This is a genomic window from Bdellovibrio sp. HCB-110 (assembly GCF_047323225.1).
Classification (GTDB): domain Bacteria; phylum Bdellovibrionota; class Bdellovibrionia; order Bdellovibrionales; family Bdellovibrionaceae; genus Bdellovibrio.
Genome location: NZ_CP178750.1, coordinates 3,667,517 through 3,683,474, shown reverse-complemented (window position 1 = coordinate 3,683,474; position 15,958 = coordinate 3,667,517). Strand labels below are relative to the sequence as shown.

Annotated in this window: 16 protein-coding genes; 6 read left to right on the top strand and 10 right to left on the bottom strand. The window is 43.4% G+C overall.

Annotated features, from left to right (window positions below; translation table 11 throughout):
• The first annotated feature begins 9 nt into the window (after positions 1-9).
• The 3 genes from ACL934_RS17475 to ACL934_RS17465 all read left to right on the top strand — a co-directional run bounded on the left by ACL934_RS17475 (position 10) and on the right by ACL934_RS17465 (position 3,204).
• Complete coding sequence (locus ACL934_RS17475; RefSeq protein WP_374075684.1) at positions 10-825, top strand: alpha/beta fold hydrolase; 816 nt, start codon at positions 10-12, stop codon at positions 823-825.
• A 64-nt stretch (positions 826-889) separates the two neighbouring features.
• Positions 890-2,512, top strand: coding sequence for a DEAD/DEAH box helicase (locus ACL934_RS17470; RefSeq protein WP_374075683.1), 1,623 nt, complete (start codon positions 890-892; stop codon positions 2,510-2,512).
• 164 nt (positions 2,513-2,676) lie between these two features.
• Positions 2,677-3,204 (top strand): superoxide dismutase family protein, encoded by a 528-nt coding sequence (locus ACL934_RS17465; protein ID WP_374075681.1) that lies wholly within the window; start codon positions 2,677-2,679, stop codon positions 3,202-3,204.
• 25 nt (positions 3,205-3,229) lie between these two features.
• On the opposite strand, the gene ACL934_RS17460 is transcribed toward ACL934_RS17465, so the two are convergent.
• The 4 genes from ACL934_RS17460 to ACL934_RS17445 form a co-directional block, all read right to left on the bottom strand.
• On the bottom strand, positions 3,230-3,892 hold the full coding sequence (locus ACL934_RS17460; RefSeq protein ID WP_374075679.1) for an ankyrin repeat domain-containing protein: 663 nt from the start codon (positions 3,890-3,892) through the stop codon (positions 3,230-3,232).
• A gap of 7 nt (positions 3,893-3,899) precedes the next feature.
• Complete coding sequence (locus ACL934_RS17455; RefSeq protein WP_374075676.1) at positions 3,900-5,213, bottom strand: D-alanyl-D-alanine carboxypeptidase; 1,314 nt, start codon at positions 5,211-5,213, stop codon at positions 3,900-3,902.
• Positions 5,214-5,324: 111 nt separating this feature from the next.
• The gene (locus ACL934_RS17450; protein ID WP_374075674.1) at positions 5,325-6,323 is read right to left on the bottom strand and encodes a hypothetical protein; all 999 of its coding nucleotides are present in this window, start codon (positions 6,321-6,323) and stop codon (positions 5,325-5,327) included.
• On the bottom strand, positions 6,310-7,407 hold the full coding sequence (locus tag ACL934_RS17445; protein ID WP_374075672.1) for a hypothetical protein: 1,098 nt from the start codon (positions 7,405-7,407) through the stop codon (positions 6,310-6,312). The genes ACL934_RS17450 and ACL934_RS17445 overlap by 14 nt, the downstream gene beginning before the upstream one ends.
• Positions 7,408-7,808: 401 nt before the next feature.
• Here ACL934_RS17445 and ACL934_RS17440 point away from each other — a divergent pair, with 401 nt between their 5' ends.
• Genes ACL934_RS17440 through ACL934_RS17430 form a run of 3 tightly spaced genes read left to right on the top strand, consistent with a single transcriptional unit; the run spans position 7,809 to position 9,846 of the window.
• Complete coding sequence (locus ACL934_RS17440) at positions 7,809-8,765, top strand: HNH endonuclease (protein ID WP_374075670.1); 957 nt, start codon at positions 7,809-7,811, stop codon at positions 8,763-8,765.
• A gap of 48 nt (positions 8,766-8,813) precedes the next feature.
• Positions 8,814-9,173, top strand: a complete 360-nt coding sequence (locus ACL934_RS17435; protein WP_374075667.1) for a CidA/LrgA family protein — start codon at positions 8,814-8,816, stop codon at positions 9,171-9,173.
• Positions 9,166-9,846: an LrgB family protein gene (locus ACL934_RS17430; protein WP_374075666.1), complete on the top strand. Its 681-nt coding sequence runs from the start codon at positions 9,166-9,168 to the stop codon at positions 9,844-9,846. Before ACL934_RS17435 ends, ACL934_RS17430 begins: the two co-directional genes overlap by 8 nt.
• Here the strand turns inward: ACL934_RS17430 and hemH are convergent.
• Genes hemH through ACL934_RS17400 form a run of 6 tightly spaced genes read right to left on the bottom strand, consistent with a single transcriptional unit; the run spans position 9,809 to position 15,958 of the window.
• Positions 9,809-10,843, bottom strand: a complete 1,035-nt coding sequence (hemH, locus tag ACL934_RS17425; protein ID WP_374075665.1) for a ferrochelatase — start codon at positions 10,841-10,843, stop codon at positions 9,809-9,811. The genes ACL934_RS17430 and hemH overlap by 38 nt on opposite strands.
• Complete coding sequence (locus ACL934_RS17420; RefSeq protein ID WP_413612664.1) at positions 10,836-12,050, bottom strand: protoporphyrinogen/coproporphyrinogen oxidase; 1,215 nt, start codon at positions 12,048-12,050, stop codon at positions 10,836-10,838. The genes hemH and ACL934_RS17420 overlap by 8 nt, the downstream gene beginning before the upstream one ends.
• Positions 12,047-13,396 carry an oxygen-independent coproporphyrinogen III oxidase gene (gene hemN / locus ACL934_RS17415; RefSeq protein WP_413612663.1) on the bottom strand — a complete coding sequence of 450 codons (1,350 nt, stop codon included), beginning with the start codon at positions 13,394-13,396 and terminating at the stop codon, positions 12,047-12,049. The genes ACL934_RS17420 and hemN overlap by 4 nt, the downstream gene beginning before the upstream one ends.
• Positions 13,393-14,412: a uroporphyrinogen decarboxylase family protein gene (locus tag ACL934_RS17410; RefSeq protein ID WP_374075658.1), complete on the bottom strand. Its 1,020-nt coding sequence runs from the start codon at positions 14,410-14,412 to the stop codon at positions 13,393-13,395. Before ACL934_RS17410 ends, hemN begins: the two co-directional genes overlap by 4 nt.
• Positions 14,409-15,083 (bottom strand): response regulator transcription factor, encoded by a 675-nt coding sequence (locus ACL934_RS17405; RefSeq protein ID WP_374075657.1) that lies wholly within the window; start codon positions 15,081-15,083, stop codon positions 14,409-14,411. Before ACL934_RS17405 ends, ACL934_RS17410 begins: the two co-directional genes overlap by 4 nt.
• On the bottom strand, positions 15,080-15,958 hold the full coding sequence (locus ACL934_RS17400) for a sensor histidine kinase (protein WP_374075655.1): 879 nt from the start codon (positions 15,956-15,958) through the stop codon (positions 15,080-15,082). Before ACL934_RS17400 ends, ACL934_RS17405 begins: the two co-directional genes overlap by 4 nt.

Genomic DNA, 15,958 nt, shown 5'->3' with positions numbered 1-15,958 from the left:
AAAAAGGCCATGTCTTATCTAGCAAATTTTTACCATCATTTTTATGGCCCCGAAGACGGGCGAAAGTGGATTTTTGTGCATGGTCTCATGGGCTATGGGCAAAACTGGCGCCGAATCATCTCGGGCCTTGAGGCTACGGAACGTTGTTTGGCCTATGATCAACGCGGTCATGGCCGTTCGTTTCAACCTCCAACGGGTTACTCTCCCGAAGATTACTCCAATGACCTGAAAAAGATCGTGGACGAGTTGGGTTGGGATAAGTTCATTCTTGTTGGGCATTCTATGGGTGGTCGCAACGTATTAAACTTTGCCTCTCGTTTCCCCGAATACTTGAGTCATCTGGTCATTGAGGACATCGGTCCCGAGGGCAACCCGCAAGCTCATGAGTATTACGAATATTTGTTGAATTTAGTTCCAAGTCCTTTTGCGACTCGTGAAGAGGCCAAACGCTATTTCTTTGAGGACTTTGTTAAAAATGCAAAGACCCGAGAGAACGTGCAGGTCATGGCCAACTATTTTTACTCCAATATGGAGGAAAAACCGAATGGGACAGTGGACTGGCGCTTTTCTAAACAAGCTATTATTGACTCAGTTCGTTTAGGACGTGTCGGGGACCGTTGGGCCGAGGTCGAAAGCTTGAAAGTTCCGACTCTTTTGGTGAGAGGTGGGAACTCCAAAGAGCTCAGCCGTGAGAATTTTGAGAAAATGCTGGTCCACAATTCTATGATTAAGGGCGTCGAAATTCCAAATGCGGGCCACTGGGTCCACTCAGATCAACCTCAGGCTTTCATCGAGGCCATTAAGATGTTTGTGGGCGGCTTTTAAGCACCTGCTTTGACTTTTCGCTCCTTGATAAGTACTTTGGGAGCTTATACCGGAGTAGTAAAAGTTGAAATTCTCAGAGTTGAATTTAGAGCCTAGTTTGTTGTCTGCAATCCAAAAGTTAAATTACGAGGATTGCACACCGATTCAGGAACAAGCCATGCCTCACATCCTTGAAGGTAAGGACGTGGCAGGACTTGCACAAACAGGCACAGGAAAAACCGCCGCTTTTGTTATTCCTCTTATGGAGCGCATCCTTCGCGCTCGTCCGGCACCAGGTGACGCGACAGAGGAACAAAAAGCAATTAATGACAAAAGAGCCTTCAAAGATTGGAAACCACAAAATTTTATTTTGATTTTGGTTCCGACTCGCGAGTTGGCTGAACAAGTTCAAGAGAACATCACAAAATTCAGCGTGGATTCAGGTCTGCGTGGTTTTGCGATTTACGGTGGAACAGGTTACGACAAACAAAAAGAGGCGCTTAAAAATGGCGTTGAATTTATCGTCGCAACTCCAGGCCGTTTGATTGATCTTTACAAAGAACACTTAGTGGATTTGAAACAAGTTCGCGCGATCGTGTTCGATGAAGCAGATCGTATGTTCGACATGGGCTTCAAAGACGACATGAAGTACATCTTGCAAAGAGTGCCTCGTGAACGTCAGTTCCTTGTATTCAGCGCGACTTTGAACTTTGATGTTTTGAACACCGCTTACCAATTTGGTTCTGAGCCGGTTGAAATCAACATCAGCCGCGATCAAGCCAAAGCTGAAAACGTGAAAGACCAAATCTTCCACGTGGGTAATGACGAAAAGCCTCAGCATCTTTTGTCTTTGCTAAAAGTGCACAATCCAAAACAGGCGATCATCTTCACAAACTTCAAGTTGAGTGTGGAAAAAATCGCGAAGTTCTTGGTGGATAACGGCATCCCTGCGATGGCGATCTCAAGTCTTTTGACTCAAGCCCAACGCAATCGCGTGATTGAACAGTTCAAAGCTGAAAACAACATGAACATCTTGGTGGCGACGGACGTGGCAGCGCGTGGTTTGGATATCAAAGGTGTGGATCTTGTGATCAACTACGAACTTCCTAACGACAGCGAGTCTTACGTTCACCGTATCGGCCGTACAGGTCGCGCGGGCACAACGGGCCAAGCATTCTCTTTGGTGGGCGACAAGGACATCGAAGCTTTGTCTCGCATCGAAGATTATTTGAAACACAAAATTGAAGTGGGCTATTTGGAAAACGAACAGCTCATTAAGGACTTCAAGGCGATGTCTCATCACCATGAAGGTCACTATCCAAAATCATTGGATCGCGCGCGTGCTCCTCGTGGTGACAGACCCGAGCGTGGCGGAGGTGAACGTCGCGGTAGCGGCGGCCCTAGAGGCGAGCGTCGTGGCGGAGAACAACGTCGCCATGAAAAAGGTCCTCGTGATCGTGATCAACAAAGATCAGCTCAAGGAAATCGTCCGGGTGGACCACGTCCAGAGCATAAAAAACACGAGGGTGGAAAACGTCCTGACCAACAACACCCACAAAGACGTCATGACGGCAAACGCCCGGAACACAGAAAACAAGAGCACCGCAAGGGGCCGCACCCACAACATGCTAAGAAGCATGCTCCAGTGGTGGCGCAAAAATCACTGGGACAAAAGATCTCAGGATTCTTTAAACGTCTTTTCTCATAAGACGGAATTTAAAAAGGGACCGCAAGGTCCCTTTTTTATTTCTACCTCTTCTGATTTTTCACAAGGTCTTTCTGAGATTTAATAATAAATGAAGTTCTTCGTCGTTCTTCTTGTGCTCCAATAATTCTACTAAAAATTTTGTGCGGAGGAGGCCTGTGATGAAAATGTCTTTGATATCATTCATTCTGTTGGGTGTAAGCAGTGCATGGGCTGTGGAAAAACCAATGGAGCCTGTCGCTGTTATTATCAATAACGCGAAAGGTGAACAAGTCGGCGACCTTATTCTGACTCAGCAAAAAAACGGAGTGAGGGTGCATATCAATTTGATCAATCTTCCCCCGGGAATTTACGCAGCTCATTTTCACGAAAAAGGGGTTTGCCAAGGACCTGACTTCAAATCAGCAGGTGATCATTTTAATCCTGACAAAAAGAAACATGGCTTTGATGTGAGGGGCGGCCCTCATGCCGGTGATTTGAAAAATATTGAAGTTCTTCCGGAAGGCAAAGGGCAATTGGAAGCCACAAATCCCATGGTGACCTTGGAAGAAGGACCGAACTCGTTACTAAAGACGGGTGGAACGGCTATCATCATTCATGAAAAAGGGGATGATTATAAAAGCCAGCCTGCGGGAGCTTCTGGGAAACGCATTGCTTGTGGGGAAATTAAGACTCCGGATCGAACGAAGAAATAAAAAAGGCGCTGGAGCGCCTTTTGTTTTATTTTTTTGTGAGCAGTTTGATGGCTTCTTCGTTATTGGATTCTTTTGCGATATCTAAAGCGGTTTTACCTGCTTTGTTTTTTAACTTCGCATCAGCGCCATTGGCGAGGAGAAGTTTTGTTGCTTCGAGAAGTCCGTTTTGAACGCTTCTCATTAAAGCAGTTTCTCCAAGCTTGTTGGACTTATTTACCAAGGCCTTATTCCATTTAAGAATTGTTTGCGTTGCTTTGGAGTTGTCACCAGAAACTCTGATTAATAGAGTATCACCTTCATCTCCAGCAACCGTGATGTCTACATTTGCTCCCGCTTTAATGAGTTGGTCACCGATGTCATACTGATCGTTTGTCAGTGCAACCGCAAGAGCGGTGTCTCCAACTTTATTTTTCTTTTCCAAATCTACTTTTTTGGAGAGAAGGAGTTTAACCGCTTCAGATCTTCCTCCAATTGCCGCACTCATTAAGGGAGTCATGCCCTCTTCGTCTTGGGCATTAAGATCAATTTTATTGTCTTTCAAGAGCTTCTTTAGTTTTGCTGTGTCACCCACTTCAGCAGCTTTAATCACATCCAATGCTTTTGTTGAGGCACTGACAGAAGATGCCAGCGCAGTATTCCCTATGGATACAGCTAGGAGTATTGATAGCAGACGTAGTTGATTCTTCATAAATCTACTATCCTTTCGTACCTAGATTAGCTTCGTTTTGAAGTTTAGATCCAGTATCAAATGGAAGAGGTAGAATAGGTTTCGTATAATTAATCTTCTTCGGTCCGCCATTGTTATTGATGAGACCTCTGACTTTGGTTTTGATTACGCCATTTGCGGCACCCCATTCGCTGCGACCGTCTGTGTTCATGAGAACAGCGAAATAGATTTCTCCGTTTTTGGTAGAAACAACACCAGCAAGAGTTTTAGCTTTATTTACGCTTCCTGTTTTAGCCGTCGTAGATCCAACAAACTCTCCATCGTATTTACCTACGGTAGATGCTTTATCGACACCGGCAACTGCCATAACCTCGCTCAGTTCGTAACCTGATTTTTCAAGAAGAGAATCAAGGCGGTAGAGAGTTTTGATCATGGACTCACAGGTAGCTTCGTTATAAACGTTTTTAGAAAAATCTTTGTCGATGTAGTTCGCATTGTTGCCTGAACCTAAATGGAATTCCATCTCGTCTGAGCCAACAGCAAGAGCCGTTTTAATATATTGATTGAATGCGGCAGTTCCGCCGAGGTTCCAATAAAGAGTATCGGCGATATAGTTATTAGATTGGTTATTCATTCGCTTAAGAATCGTGCGCAAAGGAGCTGATTTATAAACTAGAGTGGTCATCTCTGAATTCTTAGTAAATGAGCTCTTTGGTTTAAATTCTACACGTGTCACGCTAATATTAGGAGCTACCTCCATCTTTACGCCAATAGTGCCAGCTCTTTTGCGAAGGTCATCATACATTGCTTTTCTAATCGGAGTCGCAAAGTCAGCAATTAAAGAATTACGAACGGCCTCAGCTTGTTGCTGAATTGTTTCGTAATATGGAGTGTTTCCACCAATGCGTGGATCTTCTTCTGCCAACCAATCAAGTAAAAAGTTTTCGTCGAATGTAAGATTTTCGATTTTCTTGATGTCAACGCCAGCTCGGTTCAGCTCGGAAATAAGATAGTAACTTGCGTTTCTTCCGAAGATTGGATCACGACTGCCTTCGATATGAACATCGTAAGAGTTATTGCTTACTTTAGTAACATGCAGCTTTGTTTTGTATCTATAGTCAGGTCCGAGTTTTTCAACAGCCCACAAAGAAGTGACAACTTTAGAAATAGAAGCAAGGGGAAACTTATCGTCTTTATTTTTGTCCCCTTCAATGACTTTACCTGAAGAGTTCGCCTTCATAGTACACATTGAATTTACATAAACTTTGGCAGATGCAGATGATGCAGCAATCAAAGATCCCAACGTCACGTACAGCATTTTCATTTTCAACGAGTTCGTCATCTATTATCTCCTAGCAACGTTCCACTTCTTACAACTTGTATGCCCAGCGTGCACATTTTATATGGGTAATGAAGCGTCTAGATTTGATACAGTGACGCTTTTTGCGATCCCTTACATTCCTTCCATGAGGTCTGCGCGAAGGATATCAGAGAGGCTGTCTTTCCATCGGTCAGGGGAATCCCAGTAACCGTTCATGTACATTGTGACTTGAGCTGGAAATCCATCTAATACTTCGTTTTTAATAATGCGAAAGGATGGAACGGCCGCAGTCATTCTTCCATCTTTAATGTAGGTTACATCGTATTCTTCGCGTTGTAGGTTCATCTTTGTTAAGAAATTCTTTTCGCCTATTTCCCAGTCTTCAATATCAGCTTCGATATTGTCTTCAAATGTTCTATCGCATCCCACAAAGTCAATTTCATCCCCTTCGCTGGTTTTTTGTCCCATTTGTTCAGGGTGGAAGTAGCAGGTTTTAGATGTTTGGTAGAGGAAGGATAAACTGATTGCAATTCCGGAGTTTGACATAGGGATCATCGTCGACTTTACAAAATTTATGTGATGGATGAGATACTTGAGCAGCGTGACATCCGAAAATCGAGAGTGAAACTGTCTTTTCGCTTCTAGTTTATAGAGTTCAAAAACTTTCGTAGATGAAGTTTTTGAACTACAACCAATGCGTGACAGAAAATTTGCAAATGGCTCAAAACTTTTTAGAGATTTTGACATGTAGGTATAAGCGACTGAGAGCTCTACATCTTCGCAGGACATTTTTTCTAGCTCTAGCGCTATGATTGCGCCACTGATATTATTTTCTGAAATTTTTACGAAAACCGAATCAAACTTTGATAGGTAGGTCTTAAAATCCTCAGAGGGGGCAGAGATAGTGACCTTGTTCTCAAGATTCTTTGAAAGACTATTGTTTATATCAGCTTGTTGTAGACGATGAAATTCGGAAATTATTAGACTATGAGTCGAAGGTTGTGTGTCAGTATTTTTACTGGTCGTGTGAAGCGGAGCAACTCCAGCCGCCACTTTTTCATCTTTTGAAAGGCTACACGCAGATGCGAACAGGAGAACACATAAAGGTAAAAGCGATTTAAGGAGCTTCATTGTTGGACTCCTTCTCATCTTCTTGGTCCACTTTTTCTTTATGGGGGTTTTCTAAACCAAAGATGCTGGCCGTTGTAATAAGGGCCTCACGATTGTCATAAATATTAAGGCAATATTCATCTTCAAATGTGTCACACTCTTCGCCGGAGGCTTTGATTTCCTCGGCAGTTTTATACTTCATATTATAAAAATGAAGATCTTTGGACACGAGTTTATTCATTAAAAGAAACCAGTCATTTCGATGTTCGCCTTCGGCTATGAGTGTGTTTCCATTTAAGAACGTTAAAAGTCGTGGGTCCACCTTTACTTTTCTACCATCGCGGTATCCGTCGATTGACAGATTCTCTACAGTTCCTAAACTTAGAAGAAATTCAGCAAGGTCGGTGGACGTAAACCGATTATTTACTTGAAGTAAGAGTTCATTTGCGATCCATCGACTGATCTCAGTAGAGCTGAATGATGTTTTAAGAGGCTCGCAGGATTTGGTCTTGAAAATGGCCTTCAATGCATCGGGAACAAAATATTCCTCGAGCTTCACGACCATATAAGAGTCGGAGGTTGTAGATTCAAAAAAGTATCCATCAAGAATTAGATTAACAAGGTCTTGGCAAGAAGGACCTTGCATATTCATTCTTTTAAATTCCTCATCGAGTTTGTCTTCATCTATTAGATTTCCTAATTTTGTGAATAGCTTATAGAAAAGTGGTTTTTGAAAGCTATTTAGAAGACCTCGATATTCTGCATTTTTACTTAGAGATTCAATGGAGTTCTTACCGTATAATAGAGGATTAAAACCTCTGGCCAATAAGTATTCTAAGGTCTTTTTCTTCTTTGTTTTAATAGTGAGATCAATAAGAGTCTCGTTGCTCTTGCTTCGAATATTTTCGAGGAAAGGAACAGTTTTATCTTCAAGGCTATTGATAAAGGTGTCTTCTTGTTGATTCAGAAGAACAAACTCCGGGTCGTTTTGAAGAGTTGTGGATTTCTCAACAACGATGACTTCAGGGGTTGGCTTCGCGGGCTCTTTCTTAAACGAGCATGCGCCCACCGCCACTATTAGGGCCGTGAGAATCAACTGTCTCAAAATGAGAAACGCCTGATGGATCTTCATCAGACAGGTAAATATGCAAGATCTGCCACGACTTAGGCTGCAAATGAGCTAAGGATGATTGTCTAAAGAGCTGACAGCTAACCAAAGCTGTCACTTGGCGAAACCCTCGCTGCGAGGGCGCTTTGCGTTGGTTTAATTTTGTAATGAAATTTTTCTTGCTGATGATTTTGTTCGTTCTATTACTTCGTCTGACGATCGCTTAATTTTTCTTTGTGAGGCTTCTCTCAGAGGGAAAACTCTCTTAACTGTGAGAGGATTAACGCATTTTAAAAGTCATTCTTAAGTCTTCTTTAGATCCACTCTCTTCTCTGAAAAGCCTTAAAAATCTCTCTTATTTTTCTGTGATACAAGGCTCTCAATCGGAGGAAATAGAGATGAATGTAAAACAACTTTCAAATGATGAATTGATTTTACGAATGGAAAAGCTAGTTCGTACGGAAAGAAAAATCACGCATTTGATATTGCTTCATATCGCCGAGATCGAAGATCGCAAAATTTTTGCTGAGATGGGATATGATGGCATGTATTCCTATTTAACCCGAGGGCTTGGTTATTCAGAGGGCGCTGCTTATCGTCGATTGCAATCTGCTCGCTTGTTAAGACAAGTTCCCTCGGTGGCGGAGAAGATAGAAGAAGGCAGTCTTAATCTTACTCAACTTACCCAAGTACAAAAATGTGTGAAAGAAAATATTAAAAACGGTGAGAATATTTCTGTTGAAAAGACCATTGAGATTTTAGCCAAGTTGGAGAATAAAAACTCTTTCGAAACACAAAAAACCTTGGCTGTAGAAATGAATCTGCCTGTGCAAACTCAGGAAAAACTAAAACCGCAGGCAGATGATTCTTTTCGAGTTGAAATGACCTTAACTGCGGAACAGTTTGTTGAATTGGAAAAAGCCAGAAACTTACTTTCCCATGTCTGTCCTGGCGGATCTTGGGCTGAGGTGATTTCTATTCTTGCAAAAAACTTCAATCAACGAAAGTTGGATGGAAAATCAAACAAACTCAAAAAGTCGACCCAGTTAGTCATCGCTACGAAGAACATTGGCGTGACTCCGGATTTAAAATCAAACTTAAGTTCAAACACATTGTCTCAGCAGCGAAAATATATTTCACTTCACACGCGACGTGCCCTCTTAAATAAAGCCCATCATCGTTGTGAGTACCAAGATCCAAAGAATGGAAAAAAATGTTCTTCGGGATATTTACTCGAAATAGATCACATTCGGCCTGTTGCTTTGGGCGGTACGAATGAAATCAGCAATCTTCGAGTTCTTTGTCGAGCTCATAATGCACTGGCAGCGAGAAAGCTCGGCTTGGCGTTCGGGTGAGATATAAGATCATTTGCGTATGCTGAAAATAAACGCTAATTTCTATCCATGATTTTAGCTCTCCTGATCCTCCTTTGCTTCCAACTTCTTGGTGAAGGCACTGTCGTGCTGTTCAACCTATTTATTCCTGGGCCCGTGCTTGGAATGGTGTATTTCTTTATTGGACTGATGTTGTACCCGCCATTGAAACAAAAGGTCGAAGCTCTTAGTCATTTTATGAATGCGCATTTGGCGTTGTTCTTTGTTCCGGCGGGTGTCGGGATCATCGAATACTTTGATCTCTTTGGGAAGTACGGTTGGGCCATGGGAGTCACGCTTCTCGTAAGCACAACAGTCACTCTGGGAGTGACGGCGTGGTTCTTTAATATCCTTTTAAAAACTAACAAGACGGAACAGTCCCATGATTGAGTTGCTGTCTCTTATCATGACTTTCGGATTTTATCTTGCGGCTCGCAGACTCAGCACCTATGGGAAAGAACATCCCTTTTTAAGTCCGCCTGTCGTGACGATGTTTGCTGTGATCGTCGTACTTCTCACTTTTAATATCCCGTATTCGGAATACTTCAAAGGTGTTCGACCTATTCATTTTATGTTGGGGCCCGCGACGGTGGGTTTTGCTCTGCCGCTTTACAATCAACTTGCTCGATTAAAGAAAGTTCTTGTTCCCTTGGCTGTTGCTTTGGCCGTGGGATCTTTTGTGGGAATATTTAGTGCCGTGCTCGTGGGATCTTTGTTGGGTCTTCCCCATGAAATCTTACTTTCCCTATCGCCAAAGTCTGTGACAACTCCGATTGCCATGGGTATTTCAGAAAAGATTGGCGGAGTTCCCACATTGTCGACTGTGTTTGTGATGATTACAGGAATTGTCGGCGCTATTGTCGCCGGAACCGTGATGAAACTTGTGAAAGTAAAAGACCCCTTGGTGAAAGGTTTTTCCATGGGATTGGCCGCTCACGGATTGGGAACTTTCCGTGCATTTCAGATCAATGAAATGGCCGGGGCTTTTGCGGGTCTTGCGATGGCGTTGAATGGTTTGATGACAGCTATTTTGATTCCGCTGTTACTATTTTTAATTCCTTAACCAGCTTTGCGAATTTTGCCGCCCATTCCTTGTCGTCATTAAGACACGGGATGAGATCGTACTCTTCGCCACCGTTTTCTTTGAAAGTCTCCTGACCGCCTAGGCCGATTTCTTCAAGGGTCTCGATGCAATCAGCAACGAAAGAAGGGCAAATCACCGCGACTTTCTTTTTTCCTGTTTGAGCCAAAATTTCTAAAGAGTGATCGGTTGCTGGTTTCAACCATTCGCCACGTCCTAAACGCGATTGAAACGAAACGCTCCAATGGCTGTCTTGCAGACCTAAAGATTCCGCAATCTGTGTGGCGGACTCAAAACATTGAGCACGATAACAGTTTTTTGCGCACGCATTTTCTTCAAAACAGCAGTCGTCCGTCCTTAAGCATCCAGGCACTTTACGAATATGACTTTCCGGAAGTCCGTGAAAAGAAAACAAATAATGATCTGGTTTTTTATCGGCTAAAGTCTCGCGCACAATACGCACCGTTGGATCAATGAAGGCTTCCTCATCAAAGAACGGAGGTAGATTTTCAGTCGGAATATCAACTCCCAAACGGCCCATCAAGCGATCAACTTCTTTCAATGAAGATTCTGTGGTCGCCTCAGCATATTGAGGAAACATAGGAGCTAGAATGATCGTTTCAACGTTGGCTTCAACAAACTCACGCAAGGCCTTTTCAATACCCGGCTCTGCATAACGCATGCCGATTTTTACCAGATAGTCGCTTCCAAGATCCCGCTGCAACTGATCTGCAAATCTTTGAGTGTAAACAGTCAGAGGAGAGCCCTGACTTTTCATCCATACTTTTTTGTAGTTTACCGCAGAATGGGGAGCGCGGCGAGGAACGATCAAAAGATGAACTAAAGGCCAACGCAAAACGTAGGGTAAATTGATGACATCTTTATCCATCAAAAAAGTATTGAGATACTTTTTTACGTCCTTCACTTCGTAAGACACGGGACTTCCGATATTAAGAAGAAGAACACCTTTTTTAGCCATATTGATTTGCGATCTCCTCTGCAATCATTTCGCTGCGTTCAAGGATCTTACTAAGACCTATGCCGCCAAGATAATTCCCGTGCAAATAAAGATCTGGAGTGGGCGCCATCTGACCTATTGTCTTTAGAGTTTCTTCTAATTGAAGGTTATAGTACGGTAAAGCCTTTTTCCAACGGTTGATGCGGTAATCAACGAGGCTCTCTTTGTGTCCCAGAATACGATGGCGTTCTTCCGCAAGGAGCTTCAGGATCTCTTGGTCAGGCAGTTCCATTAAAGCATCTTCTTCAACTCCACCCAGGATCCAAGTTTCATTGTAGGTTTTATTGCGGCCTTGAAAAATATAGGAGTTCATCAAAACGCCTAAAGATTTTAGTCCGTAACCGCGAGGAATAAGACAGCCAAATCCTTTGAAAGATTCTTGAGCTTTGTTAAAGAACAAAGTCACACTCATCAGTGAAGACATACGAATTTGCTTTAACAGAGCAGCAACTGAAGCATGGCTGTCTGTCAAAAGACGAGAAGCCGCCTCCGCAGAGGTTGCGATGACAACGGGGCCCGACAAACTTTTTGGATTTGCCGAAGCATTCAGATGAATCTTTACACCCATTTCTTTGAGCTTCACTTCGAGATGATCTACAAGATCCTGCATACCATGAGGACTTGTTAAAAGTCCCTTGTAGCGGTCTTTTTTCTTTTTAGAAAAAAGAGGACCTAAAATCAAACTCGCACTTAAGCCGGAGATGTCATTGCCGTAAATTCCCTGCATCGCAGGCCCCAGAATAAATCGAGTCGCCTGAGGTCCGATATTTCGCTGTCCCCAGGCCTGCAAGGTTTCGCCTTTATGCGGTTTAAAATTCTTTTTTCCGCGAAGAGCTTTGGGAAGAAGGCGAGCAATAAATCCCAGGGTTTCAAGAAAGTTTAAAGGCCAAGCGCGCGGAGTTTCGCGAAAAAGAAATCTTTTTTTAGAAGAATGCAAAGGAAGATCGGGCGTCAGGCCAAGCTCCTTAAAAAGAGCGTCGGCTTTCTCGGTACGGATCAAAGCATTGGCTGCGCGTTCTGCGATTCCGTAGTCCGTGATATCTGTTCCTAAAAGCCCTCCCACGCGAGAAGAGCTTTCGTACAGATCCACTTCAAAACCTTTTTGCGCAAGTCTTAGCGAAACCGTAAGTCCCGCAAAGCCAGCGCCAATGACGCTGACTTTTTTCATATTGATTGCGAGAAGATCTTAGTCTGAGGTTGTTTGGTTTTCAGTCTTTCATCAAAGAACACGCAGGCGTTTCTGAGGAATGGACGTCCGGCTTCTTTCACGATCAATTTATGATCGCGGATTTCCACCAAAGAATCTTTCAACATCTCTGCCAAGAATTCTTTCGACTTTCCTTCTTGAGCATCGTCAATAAACTTCACTTCAAACTCCGTCATGAGTTTTAAGATCTGTTCGCGACGAACTTGGTCTTCCTTTGTGAGAACGTGACCACGCAAAGTTGGAAGGCGTCCTTCATTTAACGCTGCTTCATACAGAGGAAGAACTTTTTCATTTTGATGGAAGCTGTAAGGTGTTTCAGAGATAGAAGAAACTCCCATTCCCAAAAGAACATCTGTGCGTTGATCCGTATAGCCCATAAAGTTACGGTGTAAGCGCTTTTCATTCATAGCTACACACAAGTTGTCTGTTGGAAGTGCGAAGTGGTCCATGCCGACTTCTACATACCCCGCCTCAAGCAAAATACCGCGAGCGATTTCATAGAGCTCACGCTTTTCCGCCGCCTTAGGAAGATCTTCATCTTTGAAAAGTCGCTGCTGAGGTTTAATCCAAGGAACTAAAGCAAAACTATAAAGGGCGATGCGATCCGGGCGAAGTTGGACTGTGGCTTTCGCCGTTTCGCGAATGGACTCTGGAGTTTGTTTCGCGAGTCCATAGATCAAATCGAAGTTCACAGAAGTGTAGCCCATATCACGAGCAGCCTTTGTGAGATTCGCCGTAATATCAAAAGGCTGAATGCGATTTACAAGTCTTTGCACTTCAGGATTGAAATCCTGAACTCCCATGCTTACACGAGTAAAACCAAGATCACGAAGAGCTTTGAGCTGATCCGCCGTCGTACGACGAGGATCTACTTCAATAGAGCCTTCAAAATCATTCAAGTCCACTTTTACACGAGTCATGATCGGACGAAGAAGTTGCAATAAAGCATCGGCCGACAAGAATGTCGGTGTGCCGCCACCCAAGTGGATGTGCTTTAAAGGTTTTTCTAAAAGTTCAGGAACTTGTTCAACGTAAAGCTGCCATTCCTTTAGAATCAAATCGACATAAGGAAATTCTCTTTTGTGATCTTTCGTGATGATATTGTTGCAACCACAGAAAGTGCAAAGGGATTCACAGAAAGGAATGTGTAAATAAAGAGACCAGCCGCCAGGCTTTTCCTGAAGAGTGGTCTTCAAGTGCTGCACCCATTGATCACTTGTCGGATTTGTTTCCCAGTAAGGCACCGTCGGATAAGACGTGTAACGGGGAGCAGGGACGTCATATTTTGCGAGAAGATCTTTGATCATGAGAGCTCCTTACGGACTGTTTCTACGAAGAGTTTCACATTCTTTTCTGGAGTTTTAGGTAGAACGCCATGGCCTAAACCACAAACCCAACCGGCTCTTTCTTGAAGACTCATGGCTTTCATTGGAGCGAGGAATGTTTGCAAAGATTTTTTGAAATCGCTATCGTCCATGAATAACAAACTTTGATCGAAGTTTCCTTGAACAAAACCTTTATTCTGAACTTTGAAAGAATCCGGCAACCAGCAACGGTGGTCAAAACCTTGACCCGCCCACGGAAGCTCCGTGAAGGATTTATTAAAAAACACCGGTTGTGTGCCTTTAGAGTAGTAGCCAATTTTGCCTGGATAATCTTGAGCAATGCGCGCAAGAACAGGTTGAATCCACTCTTGGAAGAACATCGGGGAAACTTCTCCCGCCGCTGTATCAAAGACCATCACAGTCTCTGCACCACCTTCAAATTGCAGGCGGATGTTTTCCTTCAAAAGAGGATACATTTTCTCTAGGAACTTAGGAAAAAGATGAATCAAAGTTTTCGATTGGATTAAAGATCCTGCGTGAGAACCTTCCACAGCATAGACGAACAAAGTCCAGGGACCGCCAACAAAGCCAATCAAACTTTTATTAGAAGGCAGCACCGCGCGCGTTGCTTTCATGGCCTCTTTTTGAAAACCCATGAATTCAATAGCTTCATCCACAGGTCCTAAAGTTTGGATCGTCTCTGGATTTAATTTAAAGCCCAATTGGGGGCCATGGTCTGTGTAATCAAGGCCCATTCCTAAAGCTTCAAGAGGGAAAAGAATATCGCTAAATAGAATTGAAACGTCGAAATCAAATTCAGCGACAGGTCCCAAGGCAACTTGCGCCGCTAGTTCCGGCTTTTTACAAAGCTCCATGAAAGAATGCTGAGAGCGCAAACCTTGATAGTGTTTATGATAGCGACCTGCTTGACGCATAAACCAGATCGGTGGAACAGCCTGAGGAGTTCTTTGTTGTGCGTTTTTAAAAAGTGTATTCATGAGTTCTCCTCTGTGGACCACTGATAGCCAACCCCGCGAACGGAGCGAATGTGTTTTTCTCCGTCATCGCCAAGAAGTTGGCGTAAGCGTACAATGATATTGTCAATCGTTCGATGACTTGGGTTTTTATCAACACCCCAGATTTCGTTCATGATTTCATCACGACTCAAAACCCGGGGGGATTTTTCGATAAGCAATTGCAGGATCTTCATATCCGTCACTGGCGGGTATTCAATTTGTCCTGATTTTTTCTGCACCGACATGTTTGTGAAATTCACAACACAGTTTTCAAGCTCAATTTCGCGAGCCGGTGCATGGGCATCTAAAACGTGTTTCACACGAATCAAAAGTTCTTTGAGGTGGAAAGGTTTTGGAATGTACTCTTCTGCGCCCAATTCAAATCCTTGCAAGCGCGACTCGGCATCCGCTTGCGCTGTTAGAAAAAGAAAAAGAACTGGAGAGATTTGTTTGATCTTAGCTGCGAGTTCAAAACCAGTTCCGTCGGGTAAACCGACATCCAAGATCACAAGGTCAAAATCTTTGGATTTAGAAAACAGAGTCCACGCTTCAGCAAGGGTTTTTCCCCAAGCGACGTCATACTCTTTTTTAAGTCTTTCCGTCAGCGTTTCACCTAAAGAGACATCATCTTCGACAAGGAGGATTTTTCTCATTTAAGACGTCCCTCCAATTCAACAAAGGATTTAAAGCCTTCGTTTTCTTTGGATTCGAAACGAATATCGCCCTTCATTTTTTGCAAAAGGCGTTTGGTGATCAAAAGGCCAATCCCGTTGCTGCGAGAGTCTTGGGATTTTAAAATTTCAGAACCGAGTTTTTGCAATGGACCTTTAAAGCCAAGACCGTCGTCTTGAATTTGAAGCTCAATACCGCTGCCGCCCAGTTCGCGCACTTTAATGCGAACTGCTGTGGCTTTGCCGTGAATAACAGAGTTCTGGAGTAAATTTTTAAAGACGCTGAGTAAGGCTCTGCGGTCCCCAACCACGATCGCATTTTTTTCTAACTCCAACGACAATTCAGGAAATTCATTGCGCAGGCTAGAGAAAAGATCACTTAAAGACACCTCTTCTTTTAAAAGCTCACCGCCTTCAAGATTGGCAAGAAGCAAAGAGTTTTCCAATTGCAGATCCAGACGCTGAATATCGTGAATCAAGCGCTTCATCACCGGATTCGTCGTGCCGTGAAGATCTTCTTCTAAAACTTCTGCCTGCAAGCGCAAACGGGCGATAGAAGTCTTGATGTCGTGGCTGAAGGTTGAAAAAAAGAAACGAAGACGTTGATGACGTTTTTGATCGCGGTAAGAAAAGATCACCAAGGCTACGCCCCCAAGCAAGATCGCGGCAAGAAGGATGGAACCTTCCCATGCAAACATGCGATGGGACTTTTGTAATTGCTCAAGACTTGGATTTTCCGTCGGATCTAAACGCAGAAGGAAATAAACCCACCACCATCCCACCAATGAAAACGTGAAGGCGAACCAAATGATCGCCAACGCTGTTTTCACATGGGATTTGAGGAAGGACTTCGTCAT

Bases quoted from the DNA above. Each gene is read 5' to 3' on its own strand.
- ACL934_RS17455 (WP_374075676.1), bottom strand. From the start codon at position 5,213: ATGACGAACTCGTTGAAAATGAAAATGCTGTACGTGACGTTGGGATCT.
- ACL934_RS17435 (WP_374075667.1), top strand. From the start codon at position 8,814: ATGATTTTAGCTCTCCTGATCCTCCTTTGCTTCCAACTTCTTGGTGAA.
- ACL934_RS17430 (WP_374075666.1), top strand. From the start codon at position 9,166: ATGATTGAGTTGCTGTCTCTTATCATGACTTTCGGATTTTATCTTGCG.
- ACL934_RS17405 (WP_374075657.1), bottom strand. From the start codon at position 15,083: ATGAGAAAAATCCTCCTTGTCGAAGATGATGTCTCTTTAGGTGAAACG.
- ACL934_RS17450 (WP_374075674.1), bottom strand. From the start codon at position 6,323: ATGAAGCTCCTTAAATCGCTTTTACCTTTATGTGTTCTCCTGTTCGCA.
- ACL934_RS17410 (WP_374075658.1), bottom strand. From the start codon at position 14,412: ATGAATACACTTTTTAAAAACGCACAACAAAGAACTCCTCAGGCTGTT.
- hemN (WP_413612663.1), bottom strand. From the start codon at position 13,396: ATGATCAAAGATCTTCTCGCAAAATATGACGTCCCTGCTCCCCGTTAC.
- ACL934_RS17440 (WP_374075670.1), top strand. From the start codon at position 7,809: ATGAATGTAAAACAACTTTCAAATGATGAATTGATTTTACGAATGGAA.
- ACL934_RS17475 (WP_374075684.1), top strand. From the start codon at position 10: ATGTCTTATCTAGCAAATTTTTACCATCATTTTTATGGCCCCGAAGAC.
- hemH (WP_374075665.1), bottom strand. From the start codon at position 10,843: ATGGCTAAAAAAGGTGTTCTTCTTCTTAATATCGGAAGTCCCGTGTCT.
- ACL934_RS17420 (WP_413612664.1), bottom strand. From the start codon at position 12,050: ATGAAAAAAGTCAGCGTCATTGGCGCTGGCTTTGCGGGACTTACGGTT.
- ACL934_RS17460 (WP_374075679.1), bottom strand. From the start codon at position 3,892: ATGAAGAATCAACTACGTCTGCTATCAATACTCCTAGCTGTATCCATA.
- ACL934_RS17465 (WP_374075681.1), top strand. From the start codon at position 2,677: ATGTCTTTGATATCATTCATTCTGTTGGGTGTAAGCAGTGCATGGGCT.
- ACL934_RS17400 (WP_374075655.1), bottom strand. From the start codon at position 15,958: ATGACGAAGTCCTTCCTCAAATCCCATGTGAAAACAGCGTTGGCGATC.